The following is an 18,133-nucleotide window of genomic DNA, read 5'->3' as shown; positions in this document are numbered from 1 at the left end:
TATGGAGATCGATTTACCAGGTTGAACTGGTGAAAGAAGGGCTTGCCTTACGGCAGGCCGTTACCGGCCCGCACACAAAAAATCTGACACTCCCCTATTCGCCGCCCCTCACGCAGCCATCGCCAAGCGCGATGGCACCCTCATTAATGCCTTCTATACGCCTCGTCTCCCCTGCCCATAACATCAGGCCTTCATGAGCAGTCGCACGGCAGCCTCAACTGCCATGGGGCATACCCCAAAAATAATAAAATCATCTCTGTGAGGTTTCTTCATGAACAACCCAGCTTCCGGGTCTCTGACCAATGCGTCAGCCGTCAAGGGTAGCCACCCACTGACTACAAACCAACGCTATATCACTTTGGGGGGTTCTTGGGCGGCATGGCTGTTTGATGCGCTGGACGCAACCATCTTTGGCTTCGTGCTCTTGGCTATTGCCACAACCTTCGCCGTTGGGTTGAGCGATGTTGTCTCTACAGTCGCGTGGTTCCTGCTCGCCACAGGAATTGGCGGTTTTTTCCTGGGCAATCTCTCCGACAAGATCGGACGCAAGAAAACCATGATGCTGTCAGTGCTGGTCTACGGCATTGGGACCTTTTTGTGCGGTTTTGCAGAAACCCTGTGGCAACTCGATCTATTTCGCTTTGGCGTAGGCATCGGCGTGGGCGGTTTGTGGTCCGCAGCGGCAGCACTGGTTTCCGAAATCTGGCCTCCAGCAGGCCGAGCCAAGGCCTTCGCGGTGATGCAAACCGGGTGGTCAGGTGGCGGTCTTCTCGCTGCAATTTTCGCCTGGAGCTTTCTGGACAGTAGTAATCCAGAATCCTGGCGGATGCTATTCATCTACGCGTCGATCCCGTCGTTCCTGACCCTGTTGTTCATTTGGCTGTTCGTCAAAGAATCACCTGTCTGGCTGGCCAACCGCGAGTTCATGCGCAACAACACCGACAAGGGTCGCCTCACGGAAATCTTCAACCCCAGATACCTGAAAACCACCCTGCTGGGCCTGAGCATTTCGGTACTCGGCATGTATGGCTACTGGATCATCACGACCTTCATGCCGGCCTACCTGCAGAACATATTGAACGTGCGCATCGACCAAGCGCCGGTATTCATTATCTGGATCGGCATCGGCGCCACCATCGGTTATCTGGCTTACGGCTACCTGGCGGAGAGCATTGGACGACGCCTGGCGTTCGCCACGTTCTTCACCGGCATGGCGATCATGGTGCCAGTGTTTGCCTACTCGGCGACGTTGATGCCGTTGACGGACGGAAAGTTGATTTTCACCACGCAGAACGTCGTAACACTGGGCTCACTGGCAGCGTTGCTCGGCTTTTTCACCGGTTATTTCAGCGGCTTCGGCGCCTGGTATGCCGAGTTGTTCCCAACCAGTATCCGTGCCACCGCTTCGGGTTTTTGCTTCAACTTCGGACGGATAGGTGCCATCGCCGGGATCAAGCTCGTGCCGATCCTAATCCCGATCGTCGGCTTTACGGCAACCATCTCCCTCGCCTCCGTTGCTTACGTGATCGCTGCCATCATGGTGTTCACGTTGCAGGAAACCAAAGGCATTCAGCTCACCAGCGGTAATTGACCTGTACTACACAGAGAACACAGACATGAAAAACTTTCGAATCGGGCAGATTGTTCCGAGTTCCAATACCACAATGGAAACCGAAATCCCGGCGATGCTGACCTCGCGTTACGGGCTCTTTCCCGAGGAACGCTTCACCTTCCACTCGGCGCGTATGCGAATGATGCATGTCAGCCCCGAAGAACTTAAAAAGATGGACATCGACAGCGACCGCTGCGCACTGGAACTCAGCGACGCACGGGTCGATGTGATGGCGTACGCGTGCCTCGTGGCAATCATGTGCCAGGGGGCCGGTTATCACACAGTATCCCAAGCACGTCTGGGCAAAACAGTGGCGTCCAACCAATCGAATGCCCCTGTACTCAGTTCTGCCGGTGCATTGATCGACAGCCTGAATATGCTTGAGTACAAAAAAGTCTCGATCATCACCCCGTACATGAAGCCACTGACCCAACAAGTAATTGACTACATTGAGGCCGCAGGCATTGAGGTGGTTGACTCCATTAGCCTGGAGGTTTCCGATAACCTGGAGGTCGGCCGCTTGGACCCCATGAACCTGGTGGCCCACGCCGAGAGGCTCAACATTGGCCAGGCCGACGGTGTAGTACTGTCTTGCTGCGTGCAGATGCCTTCGCTGCCGGCGATCCAGGTGGTGCAGGACCGTCTCGACAAGCCCGTGCTATCGGCGTCGGTCGCAACGGTTTATCAGATGCTCAAGACCCTCGGTCTGACAGCTCACGTGCCGAACGCCGGCCACCTGTTGTCCGGAGCGTTCTGAGTCGAGTTCGAGTGAGGTAGGATAACCACCTTAGGCCTGAATGCCCCCGGTACTCACATGAAACTTGATCCCGTCTCGTTGCGACTTTTCGTCAGCGTCGTTGAAGAGGGCACTATCGCCGCCGCTGCCAAACGCGAAAATATCGCGGCGGCAGCGGTTAGCAAGCGTCTGAGCGAGCTGGAGGAACTGCTCGATTCAAAGTTGCTGATTCGCTCAAACAAAGGGATCACCCCGACTGATGCGGGCCTTTCGCTGTTGTTCATGGCCCGTAGCGCGCTGAACAATCTCAACGAAATCGTCGTACAGATGCGCGACTACTCCCACGGTCGCCGTGGGTCCGTGAGGGTGATGGCCAACATCTCGGCCATCACCCAATTCATGCCCGCCAAGATCAAGTCATTCATGGACCTGTACCCGTTGATCAGCGTGAGCATGGAAGAAAGACAAAGTTTGGCCATTACCAAGGCAGTCGCGGAAAACCGCGCCGACGTCGGTATATTCACCAGCATGCCTCACGGCGCAGACATCGATGTATTCCCGTTTCATCACGATCAACTGGTGCTTCTGGTACCCAATGATCATCCGTTGGCTGCGCGCGATTCCGTTAGCTTCAAAGAAACCCTCGATCACGGTTATGTTGCGTTGAGAAGTGGCACCCACCTCAACTTTCAACTGATCAAGGCGGCTAACGACTTGGGGCGTTCACTGAAAATTTGCATGGAAGTGTCCAGCTACGATGCATTGTGCGGGATGGTTCAAGCGGGTGTAGGAATTGGAATCCTACCCGAAGGTAGTATGAGCATCTATAAAATCGACCTGGCGAAAATGGTCAGACTGGATGAGGCATGGACCTCCCGCCAGCTCAGCGTGTGCGTGAGGTCACGGGAATCCCTATCCGTCGCAGCAGAATTGTTTCTGGATCATTTGCTCGAAGGGCAATGATATTCGTCGGCACCACAGCGCGTAATTTACAAGGACAGCCCGGCCTATGCCATTTAAGGTATCGACCGGTGTCACAATCACCTGGATTAGCTGTGGGCGGAAAGCAGCTTGGCGAAAGCGGCGTTAATAACATGTAAGCAGTTTTTGCAGGGTACATAGGTTCTCACCTCTTATTATTGGACGCTCACGAACGGCGTCGCGAGGCGACGATTGATGGGCCGCCGAAAGTAGTGAAGGAAAATTGGCTCATACACCAGGCGTTAAGATGTACGCCCTGGCCGATGGCGATAGCGGTCGGTGCAGCCACCTGAACAAGTTGACTGGATGGGTGCCGTTTATGATTGGCTGGGTCAAAGGCAGAACTCCCCTCCACTATAAAATCACTCCCTCAGCTGTTTCTCGAAGGCTGGCAAATGTCCGATCCCAGAGAGCCCATTTACTCGATGAGTCAGGCGTTCGGTACCTAACCGTTTATACAGGCCCAACCATGAAACTGAGCAGTAACTCATTCGATGACAACGCCGCCATCCCGGGGGAATACGCCTTTGCTGTTCCCAACGCGCAGAGCCGCTATACCCTCTCGACCAACCGCAATCCACATCTGGCCTGGGCGGAAGTCCCGGAGCACGCTCAATCGTTCGTTCTGATATGCCAGGACCCAGATGTCCCGAGTGTGGGCGATGATGTAAATCAGGAAGGTAAATCTATTGCCGCGTCATTGCCGCGTGTAGATTTTTACCACTGGTTATTGATCGACATACCTGCGAGCCAGAGGGAAATTAACGAAGGGAGCCATAGCAGCGGAATCACTCCCCAAGGCAAAAACGGTCCGCAGGCCGCGGATGGCCAACGCCATGGCCTCAATGACTACACGGCCTGGTTTGCATCGGACCCACAAATGTCCGGCGACTACTATGGGTACGATGGTCCGTGTCCACCGTGGAATGATGAGCGGCTGCACCGCTACGTATTCACTGTCTACGCTCTGGATGTACCCTGCCTCGAGATACAAGGCCCGCTTCAAGGCGCCAATATTCTTGATGCGCTGCAAGGGCATGTACTGGCCAAGGCCAGCCTTACAGGAACCTATACGCTAAATATGAACCTGTGATTTTCCAGCCAACTTCAGGAACCCCACTCTCTCCATGGACCGAGCCGACCCGGTGACTGGCCCGCAACTCGACGACACCCGCTGGCTGCTGCCATCGGGCGCGCGCCTGAAAGCAAACACGATGTGCATGCTGGCCAGGCCACGCCTGATGCAGGCTCAACATGCGACTAACTTTCGCTTTTTTGAGGCTACGGTGCTGATCGTGACATCGGGTCACTTAACACTGGAAAAAGATGAAGGGATCTGGGAGTTGGCTGACTCTCACACCCTCATGGCCGTGGCCAAAAACTCCATCACTAATATTCAAAAAACTCCCGACAACAATAGCTCGGTGTTTACCTCTCTTTTTTTGACGTTTGCACCGGGCCTCATCACTGAGTTTCACCAACGCTATGGCCAAAACGTCACGCCCGCATCCACGGTCAATGAATGCAAGACGACTGAACTGGATGAAGATCTGAATGATGCATTGCAGTTTTGCATTCGCGGAATCAACTCGCGAACCATTTCAGGGGCACAACAGACCAATCGCTTGCTGGGACTTCTGCTGGCATTGCAGGAACGGGGCGTTGTATTTCCTCGCCCTTCAGCTCCTGGCATCGTTGAGCGGCTGACTCAGTTGCTGGTCAAGGCTCCGGAAAAAAACTGGACCGCGGCTGAAGTAGGTCGTGAATTGGCGGTCAGCGAGGCCACCTTAAGGCGTCGCCTAGCAGAAGAAGGCATCAGCTTCAACACAGTGTTGACCGAGATTAGAATGCACCATGCGATGATGCTTTTACAAACGACGCACTTTAGTACTTCGCAAATTGCCGACGCTTGCGGCTACCGTGCCGTTTCGAGGTTTTCAATGCGCTTTAAAAGTCGCTTTGGTTTCTCTCCTGGACGATAACAAAGAAACGGATGCCTCCATCCGTTATATGCGCGCTTTTGGTCAGCTCTGTTGAACACAGTCGACCATGGTTTCCACCACATAAATGTGCTGATGTGAACCCAGTGGGTAATCAGACCCGTATCCGGTTTCCAGTGATGCAGGAGTAACGCGCGTGACTCCACGTACGAAGCCTCTTCAGCTTCTGCATCCAGTGCCAACCCGACTACAGTGGTCGTGCCGGGGGCGGTGCACAATACTATTCCGCTAAAACGTAATTGCAACGAGCGGTGAATGCGCCCGCACACCACACCTTCGATCGCCGGATAGCGCTGCACAACCCCGCATAACCGCTCTGAATTTTAGCAGGCGTAAGTGTGGATTTAGGCTTCACTGGCCCCAAGCAAAAGGCTTCTCGATTAGCGTCGCCATGCCCGCCTACAGCACTCGCCTGCGACGCTCGGCTAGGCCAAACGGGATCGATAACAATTTCAATCAATACTAAGAGCCGATACAGTTAATTATCTAAACCTTAACAACTATTTTATAATTACAAGCTGTGGCACAGTCACCCACAGTCACTACTCCCGAATGTGTGGTAACACGTTTATTCTCCTTAGGTTTTCCACCTGAGTTCGTGCGGCCTTTTCCAAAATATGGCGTTAATGTTATCTAACACTCACATTTTCCGTAGGGATAATGATAGTGTCGCTGTGAGGTAAAAGCACCTAAGGCAGGAGCTAGTCAGAATCGTCCATTTTTTGTAACGCATCCTGCAACTGCTTAAATCCAGAGGTCAATAGCTCTACCAGTTGATCAGCTTTTTCGGTGGAGCGCCAAATTCCTTTGCGATAAAAGAGCTCATCATTGAATCTAATCCGTAGCCTGGCAAGAGTGTTACTGACCGCAGGCTGCTTGACGCCAAGACAAGCAGCTGCTCGGCTAACTCCGCCCTCTCTGTGCACCACCACAAAAGTAATCAAACTGTGGAGATCGGCATCGAGTAGTTTTTTTTCATCAAAGGAAACATTCACACTCAGACTCACTTCGCATGAAAAAAGTTTTAAACCGCAGGCTGAAGCATCGCGGCATGAGGTAGTCAAAAAGTGCGATAAAGCTCGCACTGGAACAGTGCTCAAGCATACTTTCCTCATCCTCCCAATATCCGGTAAAAAGAATCGCGCCTGGTACATGCTGAACTGAAGCCATTTCGTACCCTAAACACCCATCATGTGTCTTTAAGACATCAAGAATCATCTCCACCCCATCAATAAATACATCTTCAACGGGCGCAGAAAAAAACACTTCCAAGGTATTGATATTGCCAAGTTCCATGATAATGACCCGCTAAATAAGGGTATAGGGTCCCTACTACTCAGTCCGTAGACGAGTCGAGGGAAACCCTCTTCACTGACGGATGGGCTTGGAGCTGTTCAGCCGACGCGGCTTTAAGCTTCAGTCACTTCTAACTTAAAATTGTCGCACTTTTAAATACGTCCTGCACTCCATCCTCCTCCGAGTGCTTTATAGAGCTGCACCTCGCTACTAATCTGTCCCAATTGGTCATTGAGTAATTTTTGCTGGGAAGCGAACAATTCTCTTTGTGCGTCGAGAACGGTCAAGTAGCTGTCTACACCTTGCTCATAACGCTGCTTCGCCAATTTCAAATACGCCTTATAGTTGTCCACCAGCAGCACCTGGGCGGAAAGTTGTTCACCATAGGTTCCCCGCGCGGCCAATCCATCAGCAACTTCACGAAAAGCGATTTGAATGCTTTTCTCGTAAGTTGCAACACTGACTTCCTTTTGAATTTCAGCGTATTCGAGGTTTGCCCGTAGCCGGCCAGCATTAAAGATAGGCACACTGATCTGGGGCACAAAGCTCCAGCTCTCGGAACCACTATTAAACAGACCGTCCAGGTCATTGCTGGAAGTCCCCGCCGACGCCGTCAGGCTAATTCGCGGAAAAAAGGCTGCGCGTGCGGCACCGATGTTGGCATTTGCTGCTAACAACTGGTGTTCGGCCGCCCGGATATCAGGACGATTGAGCAAAAGATCCGAGGGAAGCCCGCCTGGAACCTTGGCTAACGCATTGATGGTCAAGGGTGTGCCCTGAGAAAGCTCCACTGGCACAGGACTTCCCAGAAGCAATTGCAGCGCGTTGGCATCTTCGGCAGTGCGACGGGTGTATAACGCCTTTTGGGCCGTCGCTTGGTTGACCAAAGTCCGCGCCTGCCGCACATCCAGTTCGGAGGCGGTTCCTGCCCCGGCGGTCGCTTCAATCATGTCCAAACTTTCAACATGACTTGCAAGGGTCGCTTCAGTTAACTCCAATAAGGCCAAATCAGTACGCCAGAGGAAATAAGTAGTCGCCACATCGCCGATCAAAGCAATATGAACACTACGTTGGGCTTCCTCAGTTGCAAGGTACTGTTCAAGCGCTTGCGTAGACAGGCTTTGAATACGGCCGAAAAGATCGAGCTCGTATGAAGTTACGAACCCGACTTGGTACTGGCTCTGAATACCCGACTCCCCGGTAGTCGAAAGGTCATCCGGTAGCCGTCGACGATCTCCAGACGCCGACGCATCTAGCGTCGGGAATCGTTCTGCTCGCTGAATGCGATACAACGCGCGATAGGCTTCAACATTCTTCGCCGCGATTCGCAGGTCGCGGTTGTTTTTCAGTGCTGTACCAAGCAGGCGAACCAGTGCTGGGTCTTTAAAGAACTGATCCACCGCCGGGAGGTTGACCGGCTGGCTCTGGGCGTTCTGGTTTTCGCCATAAGCACGTCCTTGCGGCCAACTTGCTTCGATTGGAGGTGTAGGCCGTTGATAGTCAGGAATCAAACTGCACCCACTGAGAATAAGGACGGCGGCTATCGGCAGAGTTTTAAGCTTCATGCTTTTCTCCTTCAACAGCTTTCGGATCGCGCTTCATGAAACCCTCGAACAACTTGATGATCACTACGAAGAACAGTGGTACGAAGAACACAGCGAGGACCGTAGCGGTAATCATGCCGCCGACCACGCCGGTAGCGATGGAGTGCTGACTACCCGAACCTGCGCCTGACGAAATCGCCATTGGAAGTACACCAAAGGTAAACGCCATGGATGTCATAAGAATCGGCCGCAGTCGCAGTTTCGATGCCTCGATAGCTGCTTTTACCAATGGATACCCCTGCTTCTCGTACAGTTCTTTTGCAAACTCGACGATCAGAATCGCGTTCTTGGCAGACAAGCCTACAGTCGTCATCAAGCCGATCTGGAAATACACATCTGCGGTCAGATCTCGCCATAGCGTTGCGGCCACTGCGCCCAAGATGCCTAGTGGAACGACCAGCATTACGGACACTGGCACTGACCAGCTCTCATACAGAGCGGCCAAGCAGAGGAAAACAATCATCACCGTGAGCGCATACAACATCGGTGCCTGGTCACCAGTTTGAATTTCTTCATAGGACAGGCCTGTGTAGTTCACACCAATGCCATTTGGCAGTTGCTGCATGATCTCAGCGATGGCAACCATTGCGTCGCCGGTACTGTAACCAGGGGCAGGCTCACCCAAAATGTTCACCGAAGAAATACCACCATAGCGCTCCAGTTTCGGTGATCCCTGAACCCACTCGCTCGTGGCAAATGCCGAGAACGGCACCATCTGGTTCAAGCTATTACGTACGTACCACTTTTCAAAATCTTCAGGAGAAATGCGTGAAGTATCCTCGCCCTGGATGTAAACGCGTTTCACGCGACCACGATCAATGAAATCGTTGACGTACATCGACCCCCAGGCAGCGGTCATAGTCTCGTTGATGGCTGCGATGCTCACCTGTAAGGCGCGAGCTTTCTCGTCATCAATCTTTACCTGAAACTGTGGTTCATCATCCTTTCCGTTTGGGCGAACAGCCTGAAGCGTCGGATGTTTGCCGGCCAGCTGCAAGAATTGATCGCGTGCAGCCATCAGCGCCTCATGACCCAGTCCTAAATTGTCTTGAAGGTAAAGGTTGAACCCCATCGCATTGCCCATCTCCAAAATGGCCGGAGGAACAAAGGACATGACACTCGCATCCTTGATGCTGGCAAAATGTTGGTTGGCCCTTTGAGCGATGCTGAACACATCATGGCCTTTGTCGTGACGGACGGACCAATCTTTCAAAGTGATCAAAGCCAACCCAGAGTTTTGACCACGACCGGCAAAGTTGAAGCCGTTTACGGTGAGTACATGCTCGACCGATGCGCCTTCCTCGTTCAGCAGGTAGTTGCGCACATCGTCAAGCACGGCCTCTGTTCGCTCTGCAGAGGAGTTGGGAGGCATGCGAACCTCGACCATCATCAACCCCTGGTCCTCATTCGGCAAAAATGCTTTGGGGATCTGGGTGAACAAATAGCCGGTAGCCGCAGTAATCAATGCGAAAGCAAGGAGATACCGACCACGGTGCTTGAGCATCGCGCCAATGCCGCGTTCAAAGCGCCATGTGCCGCGATCAAACGTTCGGTTGAACCAACCAAAAAATCCCTTTTTTTCATGATGGGCATCACCGTGAGGCGCTTTCAAAATGGTGACGCACAAGGCTGGTGTGAAGATCATCGCAACGAGAATCGACAAGCCCATGCACAACACGATGGTAACGGCAAACTGCTTATAGATGATCCCCGCAGAGCCGCCAAAGAACGCCATTGGAATGAAGACAGCCGACAGGACCATTCCGATACCGACCAAAGCACCGGAAATCTGGTCCATGGATTTACGAGTAGCTTCTAACGGAGATAACCCTTCCTCGTGCATGAGACGCTCGACGTTCTCTACAACGACGATGGCATCGTCAACGAGCAGGCCGATCGCAAGGACCATTGCGTACATGGTCAAAACGTTGATGCTGATCCCAAAATACGGAAGCAATGCGAACGTCGCCAGCAAAACAACGGGAACAGCCAGGGTTGGAATCAACGTAGCTCGGAAACTTTGCAAGAACAGGTACATCACTAGGAAGACCAGTACGACGGCTTCGATGATGGTGTGTACTACTGAATCAATCGAGGCGTTTACAACAGGCGTCGTATCATACGGATAGACAACCTCAACTCCGTCTGGCAGATAGGCCTTCTGCTTTTCCAGCAATGCTTTGACAGCATCCACAGTCTCCAACAAATTGCCGCCAGTGGACAAACGCAACGCCAGACTCGCCGTCGGCAGTTCTTTGTATTTGGCAGATATCGCAAAGCTGTCCGCACCCAACTCGGCTCGTCCAACGTCCTTCAAGCGGACCTGTGAACCGTCTGGATTCACTTTGACTAGCACGTCCTCAAACTGCGCTGGGGTTGTCATGCGCGTTTTACCGAGAACAGTAGCGTTTAGCTGAACTCCAGAACGCGTGGGTAGCCCCCCCAATTGACCAGACGAAACCTGAACGTTCTGCTCACGGATGGCGGCTGCTACGTCGCTCGGGGTCAACTGGTAGCTATTGAGCTTTCCAGGATCGAGCCAGATACGCATCGCATATGGGGAACCGAACAGCTGGAAATCACCAACCCCAGGGACCCGAGAGATGGGGTCCTGCAGTTGCGAGGCAATCAGGTTGCCTAAGTCAAAGTTATCCAGCTTGCCCGAACGATCCACTAGGCTGAGCACCAAGAAGAAGTTCATCTGGTACTTCACCACGCGCAGCCCTTGACGCTGTACCTCCTCAGGAAGACGAGGCGTCGCCAACTGCAGCTTGTTCTGCACTTGAACCTGTGCGATATCCGGGTCGGTACCCTGCTCGAAAGTAACAATGATGGTCATGCTGCCATCGGAAGCGCTTTCAGCAGACATGTAGCGAAACCCATCCATGCCACTGAGCTGCTGCTCGATTACCTGTACCACCGTGTCTTGCACGGTTTGAGCAGAGGCACCAGGATAGCTAACTTGAATAGAAACCGCGGGAGCAGCAATGTTGGGGTATTGGCTGATTGGCATTTTCACCAATGACAGGGTACCGGCAAGCATCGCGACTATCGCAAGTACCCAGGCAAAAATTGGCCTATCGATAAAAAAACGAGACATGAGCGGGCCCCTTATTTAGCCGAGGCATTGGATTTGATGGCGAATTCAGCTGCCAAATTGACGTTCTTGGCTTCAACAGCGCTGACGGTGATTCCATTGCGGACACGTTGGACTCCCTCGGTGATGACTTTTTCACCATCCTCCATGCCTTCGCCGATCAGCCAGGCATTGCCTACCGAACGTAGGGTTTCTACTTCGCGCAGTTCCACGCTGTTGTCAGTCTTTACGACCCAGACGGTTGCCACTCCGCGGGTATCACGGGTAAGAGCTTGCTGCGGCACTAAGATGGCGGACTTTTGAACTCCCTCTTTCAGCAGCGCATGCACAAACATGCCAGGCAAAAGCTTGCGGTCCGGGTTAGGAAATTCAGCGCGCAGCGTGACGGATCCGGTAGTCGGATCGACACTGACTTCGGAGAATCTGAGTACACCTGGAATGGGGTAAGCACTGCCGTCATCAAGCGTCAGGCTAACCTGCGCCTGATTATCTCCAGACTTCTGGAGACGTCCCGAATCCAGTGCTTTTTGAAGCCCCAGCAGCTTGGTGATCGGCTGACTAACATCCACAAAAATGGGATCAAGCTGAGTGACAGTAGCCAGGGCCTGATCTTGACCGTTAGTGGCCAGAGCCCCTTCTGTCACGATAGAACGGCCGATACGGCCCGAAATTGGTGACAGCACTTTTGTGTACTGCACGTTGACCAGAGCAACCTGATAGTCGGCCTCGGCCTGTTTAGAGGCAGCAAACGCATCGTCGAATTGCTGCTGGCTAACTGCTTTGCTTTTCAAAAGAGTTTCGTAACGCCGAGCCAAATTTGCGGCGGTAGTGCGATTCGCCTCCGCACGCTGCAACTGAGCTTGATAAGTGCGGGGATCGATCTGGTAGAGCTGCTGACCCTGTTTGACCTCAGCTCCCTCCCTGAACAATCGTTTTTGAATAATTCCCGAAACCTGAGGACGGACCTCAGCAACTCGATTAGCCGAGGTTCGTCCAGGTAAATCAGTCGTAAGCGTGAATGCTTGTGCACGCACTGTGTACACCCCCACCTCAGGAGGTGGGGAGGTAGTTATGCCCTCCTCCTTCTTCCCACAGCCAGATATCAGCATGATCGCTGTTAAAGGAATTATGTGTATCGCACGCAAAGGAATTTGGTGTTTCACCGTCTGGGCTCCATCTCGCTGCCTCAGGGTCGAGGCGTTTGATCGCTGAATCACGATGCGGGATAGTGTATCATCTAGCGATACTAGCAACGCAAGCAAGCATCGATAATTTGTGGCCAAGGGGTTTCAGCAAGGACTGCGTGTAATTGGTTGCTGGCGTAGTAACGTGCACAGCACTAGAGTGGCAGCTAAATCAATGATTACGCGGCAGTTTTGCTGCGCTGAGGAGAGATATGAATCAAGCAGCCGAGAGTGTTGAAAAATCTGGAGGTATCCAGGTTATTGCCCGTGCGGCCTCCATCATGCGGGCGTTGGGCGAGCATCCTCAGGGATTGAGTCTGGCCGCGATCGCACAAATTGTTAGCCTGCCTCGATCAACCGTACAGCGCATTATTAATGCTCTGGAAGAGGAGTTTTTGGTTGAAGCGTTAGGCCCGAGTGGTGGATTCAAGCTAGGTCCTGCACTTGGTCAACTCATCAACCAAGCGCAAACGGACATCATTTCGCTGATTAAGCCCTACCTGCAGTCCTTGGCCGATGAGCTGCAAGAGTCGGTATGCCTAGCGTCGTTGGCAGGCGATAAAATTTATGTGTTGGACAGAATCGTGGCGGAGCGCGAACTGCGTGTTGTGTTTCCGATCGGCATCAACGTCCCTGCTACATCTACCGCCGCCGGCAAGGCATTGTTGGCAACACTTTCAGCAGAAGCGTTGCGGACGCTGCTGCTTGATCCCCTTCCAGTTTTTACCGCTAACACACTGGACCGTCAGGCACTCGACAAACAGCTATCGCAGGTGCAAGCGGGAGGTGTAGCAACAGATCGCGATGAACATATCGAGGGGGTTTGCTCGTTCGCCGTGCCATTGGATACCTACCTCGGGTATTTTTCCATTGCGATCGTACTGCCAAGCTCCCGGGCGACCTCAAGAGCAAAAGTTCTTCAATCAGCATTGCGGGACAGCAAGCAAAAAATTGAGCGCGCCATCGGACGTGCGTCTAAGAAATCGTCTTGAAGCAAACAAATGGCTAGAAAAACCGCAGCAGAAACCGCGAAGACACGCCAGCGCATCCTTGATGCCGCTGCCGAAATTTTTGCCACCCAAGGATTCCCTGACACGACGCTCGATCAAATTGCACGAAGAGCGGGTATGACTCGAGGGGCGATCTATTGGCACTTCAAAGATAAACAGGATCTACTCCGCTCGGTTTTGACAGAGCAAGCACACCCACTTGAATTGGAGATATCCACAGATTCCTGCCTAGAAACCGCTTGGACACGGGTACAGGCTGCTCTGATCAATGCAGTCAGTAGGCAACAGTCAAAGCAGCTTTCAGAGATCCTGATTTATCACGGCCTAGATGATACTGGCGAGATCCAGTTGCGCTTGGTTAAAGCACGTGCGCAATTTATCCGTCACCTGTGCTCGGTTCTTGAGAACGCCATCGCACGTGGAGAGCTGTCTGACAAACTCAACGTTCGAACAGTGACCGATATTTTGAAGGGTTCTGTAACCGGCCTGTTGTATGAGTGCCTGAAATGCCCTGAGCAAGACACCTACATCATTAATTCCACGCTCCAATCTTTGCTGTATCTGCTCAAACATCCGCCGCCTCACCTACTCCAGTCAAATCCATTGGCTGAGCAGACCTGATATCGGAAGAAGGAAGCGCAACAGGGCATGTACCCAGCTATTGCGATCAAACGAGACTTTGTCGGGTGTAAAAGGCCGACCGCTAAGGCTGAGCCTGTGCTCACTGTCTATCCGAATAAGCGCTGAAGCGCCTGCCGCAGTTGCCCAATCGCATATTCCAACGACCAAACTGGTTGACTCTTCCCCATGCAATGTAAACGTCTGAGCGTACTAAAACTGCTCCCGCTTCGTGGATTTTCTCGTACCGCCTGCCAATCGCTGTGAAGATTCGTCGCCGATGACCACCGTATTCAAGAACGGTTTGTTCGAGCGTCGTACCGCCTCCATCCAAGCTTGGCCAGAAGGCCCGTATTCCTAAGGCGCGGTGGCAGCAGACCCACGCGGCGCCCTCGTCGCGATAGGCATCCATCTCATCCAACAACCGCTCCAGAGCCGCCAGCTTACGCGCACCAATGCGAAGGAAGGCTAGGGGTTTGCCATCAACAGATGTTGAGCCAAGCTCATTTATCACCCTCGTCGCTTGGTCGTCATGGAAGGTGATTCTCCGAATCGCTGCTTGTAATCAGAGGAAAATCGACCGAGATGGGTGAAGCCCCATTTCAATGCCGTGGACGACACCTGAACGTGAGCATGCTGCTGGGTTTCGAGATCTACACGAACACGCTGCAGGCGAATCTCTTTCAAGAATTGCATCGGTGACAGTCCGCGGAAGCGTTGAAAACTCAGCTGAACTGTTCGAGCAGTCACGCCAGCGTGCCTTGCAATCTGCGAGATCGTGAGGGGCTCTTGAGCATGCTCTTCAATGAACTCCTCAATCATCCGTACAACCGCGGGGACTACCTTCTTTTCGGCCGAATCTCGCAGCGCCTGACTGTGATTACTTTCATGAAACTCGAGCAAAGAAGAGGCCAGCACCTCACCAATTAGGCTTTGTAGATGCGATGAATGTAATGACTTGGACGATAGCTGGCTGTAAGCCCACCCCAGTGCCTGCAGCCAATTCTGGCCAGCGAAGGTATCCATTGGCAACTGAGGCTGAAAGAAAATGTCTTGCTTGATACTCCTCCCCAACTGACGTTGAAGCATGGTTTCCAGCAGCGTTCGATCAATACGGACGAGCAGCTTGTCAGTGCCAGGGAAATGATTGAAGAAGGAGTGTCGATGGTAGTTGAAAACTGTGACATGCCCCGGGTTGCAGGTGAGGCGTAACTGATCACTGATCACGTGCTCATGTCCAGTGAGGACCGACTGGACCAGCACGATATTATCCAGCTTCCCTGAGTGGATAGCGACCTCTCCCCCAAAGGACATTCTGGCAACCCCAGCCTCGCCAGCCGATCGATGAAAAAATTGAGCCTTGAAGTCAGCTCCCTTTTTCTCAATCTGGTTCTTGCAAAACATCCGCTCACCGCACAGCACTGCCTCCTCAAGATTGGACGACTCGCAGACACTGAAATCCGCGAGGACCTGATCAGATGGTATAAATGGGAAGACATTGGGCCAGGTCATGGAAAGCCCTCAAGAACGGCAATAAGTTATACGAGCAACCTAGCAACAAATGGGAGTTGAGAACAACGTCATGGCGACGATCTGTATCGTCGCCATGCTTCGCCGTTAGTCGTGCATGATATGGTAGTTCAAGAAGCCGCTGGCATCGGTTTGGATGTCTTCAAGGGCTTGGTTGAGCTGGTCCAACGTGTACGGCCGAGGCGCCCACTGATTGGTGTCGAGCAATCCCGCTCTGATCAACGCCATCAGCTCCTGCGCTTCTGCGGTGGTGAACCACAGGGAGCCGATGTACTGAAGCTGGGTACACATGAACGGGTGGGGATCGATCGGAATAGGTCCGCTGACACCGCCGATCTGTACGATCTTTCCTCCCGACGTGACGGCGTTCATGGCCGAAACAGAAAGCTCCGCCGGAGCCTTCGCGCCAAGCGTATCAACGACTGCATCAACTCCGCACAGAGCCATTTCACGAATGCTTGAATGCAAGTCGGTACTCGTGATCTGCAGCGTACGAATGCGCTTTGGGGCCAGTTGGCGGAGCCGTTCGAGTGCAGTCCCATCTCGTGCTGCCACGAGGATATCCGTCACGCCCATCGCTACTGCGACAAGCGTCGCGCCGATACCCAAGGTTCCAGAAGCCCCCAGAACCAGCAAGCTCTTACCTGGCGTGAGTTCGAGCTTTTTCAACGCAGAGTAAGCAGTGCCCAGGTATCCAAGGCGTGTGGCTAGCTCGAATGACAAGTCGTCAGCCAAAGTGATCAGGTTACGCGCAGGTGCTCGGAGGTATTGGGCGTACCCTGCATGGCGATACTCGCGGAATACCTCTTTCGAAGACGGGCTGAATCCGAAATAGCCCATGAAGGTGTAGCTAGCGCACCGCGTCGGAAGGCCGGCCTGGCACTGTTTGCATGTACCGCAGCTCAGTCCAGGATTGACATAGACCCGGTCGCCTTCCTTGAAATCTTTCACGGAGCGACCAACCGATATCACGGTGCCAGCAGCGTCTAAGCCGAACACAGCAGGCAGCTCAGGCAGTGGTAGAAACGGGTACCACTCTGGAAAATTTGTGACGACGTTACGCAAATTGGGGATAACAGCACAGGTGGCAGTTTTGATCAGGACGTCATGCTCTCCAACATCAGGAAGCGGAATTTCGTCCACGGTAAATTTGCCACCAACTTCGTGGAGGCGAGCGGCCAACATCGTACCAGGCATGAAGCAAACCCTCGTTTTTTGTTGTCAGGGCTGGGGGCTCTTGGGAGCCGTTGAGGTGTGACCGGCGCATCGACCACAGCTCTAATTATCCGCTCGACTTCAAACATGGCTATCCAGGTCCAGTAGCCGCTATCCAGATAACGAAATTAATTGGCGTCGCTCGCTGAGGGTTGAGGTGGTGCGGCCAGATCTTGGGCCATGCGCCGCGTATTCCAATGACTGGAGTCGTCAGGTTTGCCTTGCAATACATGATTGACCACTTGCTGAACTTGCTCATCCGAAAAGGTGCGGGGCCGACCAGAGCGCGGCTCATCGTTCAAGCCCAGCAATCCCAATTCAGAAAAACGCTGGCACCATCGAAACACCACATCCTTACTGGTTTTCAACCGCAAAGCGGTGGCGTTGCCTGACTCGCCGGCTGCACAAGCGAGGATTATTTCGGCGCGCAGGCGTGCATCCTGGGCGCCTTTCCGGAGCTTGATCCGTCTGAGCAGTTCCACTCTATCCGTTTTCAGATAGGGTAATGACAGTTGCTGGTCGGCCCATGTCGACACACTGCTCTCGATGAGTGAGTTTCTAAGAAGCGAACGTGTTCTTGGTGCGGTAGTAGTGCACCACTTTGAAGGAGGGCCCGCGCCATCACAAGGATTTACAAAGTGTCCATCGATCCATCATCAAGGGGCAACATATCGTGAAGAGAATACGCTTCCGTGCCGCAAATGCCCCCGCTTAATACTGCATGAAGAACCTGATGTGCAGCTCCGCCACGAAACCTTGAGTGAAATGTCCGGTCTCTCAATGGCGTGATTGGCAGTCTCGATGTAATCATCGATAAGAGAACGTTGAGGTAGTACGCGGCTCCTAACCGTGTATCGAACAAAATTCGATGACGGAGAAAATTGAACGCCGCGTCATTACTACGTAGTAGGCCACGTAGTTTGGTGCAGGCGATAAACGCTCTGTCTTGAGTTGGATGTTGTGCGCCGCATGGCATTGAGATCGGTCATCATCAGATTCTTGACCTGGCTCACACACCCTGAGATCGCTCATGCATCGAAAAAGTTATTTTCTTAGCTGAAAACAGAATTAGCGCAACTAGTTGGTGAGGCGAAGAAACAGCTAGGGTGATTAGCTAGTTTTGATTTATGGATAGTCGATGAGAGGCCTATCCATCCCCCGGTGTCAGGATAGTTGTCGCCTCTCCGGTTTTTCCAAAAAAAGCATATCGGGGGCGGAAAGAGACTGGTCGTGCCGTACTATTCACCTGA

The 18,133-nt window shown here is 52.9% G+C and carries 14 protein-coding genes and 2 pseudogenes; 7 read left to right on the top strand and 9 right to left on the bottom strand.

Going from position 1 to position 18,133, the window contains the following annotated elements; translation table 11 throughout:
• Nucleotides 1-271: 271 nt before the first annotated feature.
• From ACIOWA_RS24585 to ACIOWA_RS24565, 5 genes are all read left to right on the top strand, one after another.
• A complete protein-coding gene (locus tag ACIOWA_RS24585; protein ID WP_401162377.1) occupies nt 272-1,591 on the top strand; it encodes an MFS transporter in 1,320 nt (439 codons plus the stop codon).
• A gap of 25 nt (nt 1,592-1,616) precedes the next feature.
• Nucleotides 1,617-2,369, top strand: coding sequence for an Asp/Glu racemase (locus tag ACIOWA_RS24580; RefSeq protein ID WP_401162375.1), 753 nt, complete (start codon nt 1,617-1,619; stop codon nt 2,367-2,369).
• Between the two features lie 57 nt (nt 2,370-2,426).
• Nucleotides 2,427-3,311, top strand: a complete 885-nt coding sequence (locus ACIOWA_RS24575; RefSeq protein ID WP_401162373.1) for a LysR family transcriptional regulator — start codon at nt 2,427-2,429, stop codon at nt 3,309-3,311.
• A 487-nt stretch (nt 3,312-3,798) separates the two neighbouring features.
• Entirely contained in the window at nt 3,799-4,422 is a 624-nt protein-coding gene (locus ACIOWA_RS24570; protein WP_401162371.1) for a YbhB/YbcL family Raf kinase inhibitor-like protein, read from the top strand.
• A 34-nt stretch (nt 4,423-4,456) separates the two neighbouring features.
• Nucleotides 4,457-5,311, top strand: coding sequence for a helix-turn-helix transcriptional regulator (locus ACIOWA_RS24565; protein ID WP_401162369.1), 855 nt, complete (start codon nt 4,457-4,459; stop codon nt 5,309-5,311).
• Between the two features lie 719 nt (nt 5,312-6,030).
• Here ACIOWA_RS24565 and ACIOWA_RS24560 read toward each other — a convergent pair.
• The 5 genes from ACIOWA_RS24560 to srpA form a co-directional block, all read right to left on the bottom strand.
• Nucleotides 6,031-6,324: a LysR family transcriptional regulator gene (locus ACIOWA_RS24560; RefSeq protein WP_401162367.1), complete on the bottom strand. Its 294-nt coding sequence runs from the start codon at nt 6,322-6,324 to the stop codon at nt 6,031-6,033.
• Nucleotides 6,308-6,625 (bottom strand): antibiotic biosynthesis monooxygenase, encoded by a 318-nt coding sequence (locus tag ACIOWA_RS24555; protein ID WP_401162365.1) that lies wholly within the window; start codon nt 6,623-6,625, stop codon nt 6,308-6,310. The genes ACIOWA_RS24560 and ACIOWA_RS24555 overlap by 17 nt, the downstream gene beginning before the upstream one ends.
• A gap of 152 nt (nt 6,626-6,777) precedes the next feature.
• Nucleotides 6,778-8,190 (bottom strand): efflux transporter outer membrane subunit, encoded by a 1,413-nt coding sequence (locus ACIOWA_RS24550; protein WP_401162363.1) that lies wholly within the window; start codon nt 8,188-8,190, stop codon nt 6,778-6,780.
• The gene (gene srpB / locus ACIOWA_RS24545) at nt 8,180-11,329 is read right to left on the bottom strand and encodes a solvent efflux RND transporter permease subunit SrpB (protein ID WP_401162361.1); all 3,150 of its coding nucleotides are present in this window, start codon (nt 11,327-11,329) and stop codon (nt 8,180-8,182) included. The genes ACIOWA_RS24550 and srpB overlap by 11 nt, the downstream gene beginning before the upstream one ends.
• A gap of 11 nt (nt 11,330-11,340) precedes the next feature.
• Nucleotides 11,341-12,435 (bottom strand): solvent efflux RND transporter periplasmic adaptor subunit SrpA, encoded by a 1,095-nt coding sequence (srpA, locus tag ACIOWA_RS24540; protein ID WP_401162379.1) that lies wholly within the window; start codon nt 12,433-12,435, stop codon nt 11,341-11,343.
• Between the two features lie 287 nt (nt 12,436-12,722).
• Here srpA and ACIOWA_RS24535 point away from each other — a divergent pair, with 287 nt between their 5' ends.
• Both ACIOWA_RS24535 and ACIOWA_RS24530 read left to right on the top strand, forming a co-directional pair.
• Nucleotides 12,723-13,502, top strand: coding sequence for an IclR family transcriptional regulator (locus ACIOWA_RS24535; protein WP_401162360.1), 780 nt, complete (start codon nt 12,723-12,725; stop codon nt 13,500-13,502).
• A gap of 9 nt (nt 13,503-13,511) precedes the next feature.
• The gene (locus ACIOWA_RS24530) at nt 13,512-14,141 is read left to right on the top strand and encodes a TetR family transcriptional regulator (RefSeq protein ID WP_401162358.1); all 630 of its coding nucleotides are present in this window, start codon (nt 13,512-13,514) and stop codon (nt 14,139-14,141) included.
• Between the two features lie 358 nt (nt 14,142-14,499).
• On the opposite strand, the pseudogene ACIOWA_RS24525 reads toward ACIOWA_RS24530, so the two are convergent.
• The 4 genes and pseudogenes from ACIOWA_RS24525 to ACIOWA_RS24510 form a co-directional block, all read right to left on the bottom strand.
• A pseudogene (locus ACIOWA_RS24525) lies at nt 14,500-14,610 on the bottom strand (GntR family transcriptional regulator); the annotation flags it as partial.
• Nucleotides 14,611-14,648: 38 nt separating this feature from the next.
• Complete coding sequence (locus ACIOWA_RS24520) at nt 14,649-15,650, bottom strand: AraC family transcriptional regulator (RefSeq protein WP_401162356.1); 1,002 nt, start codon at nt 15,648-15,650, stop codon at nt 14,649-14,651.
• 105 nt (nt 15,651-15,755) lie between these two features.
• Entirely contained in the window at nt 15,756-16,865 is a 1,110-nt protein-coding gene (locus tag ACIOWA_RS24515) for an alcohol dehydrogenase catalytic domain-containing protein (RefSeq protein ID WP_401162354.1), read from the bottom strand.
• 173 nt (nt 16,866-17,038) lie between these two features.
• Nucleotides 17,039-17,411: pseudogene (locus ACIOWA_RS24510) on the bottom strand (transposase); the annotation flags it as partial.
• Nucleotides 17,412-18,133: the final 722 nt, after the last annotated feature.

The organism is Pseudomonas sp. NPDC087614 (assembly GCF_044743485.1).
GTDB classification, from domain to species: Bacteria; Pseudomonadota; Gammaproteobacteria; order Pseudomonadales; family Pseudomonadaceae; genus Aquipseudomonas; species Aquipseudomonas baetica_A.
The sequence above is the reverse complement of the archived record's forward strand: the minus strand, read 5'-3'. Positions and strand labels throughout refer to the sequence as shown.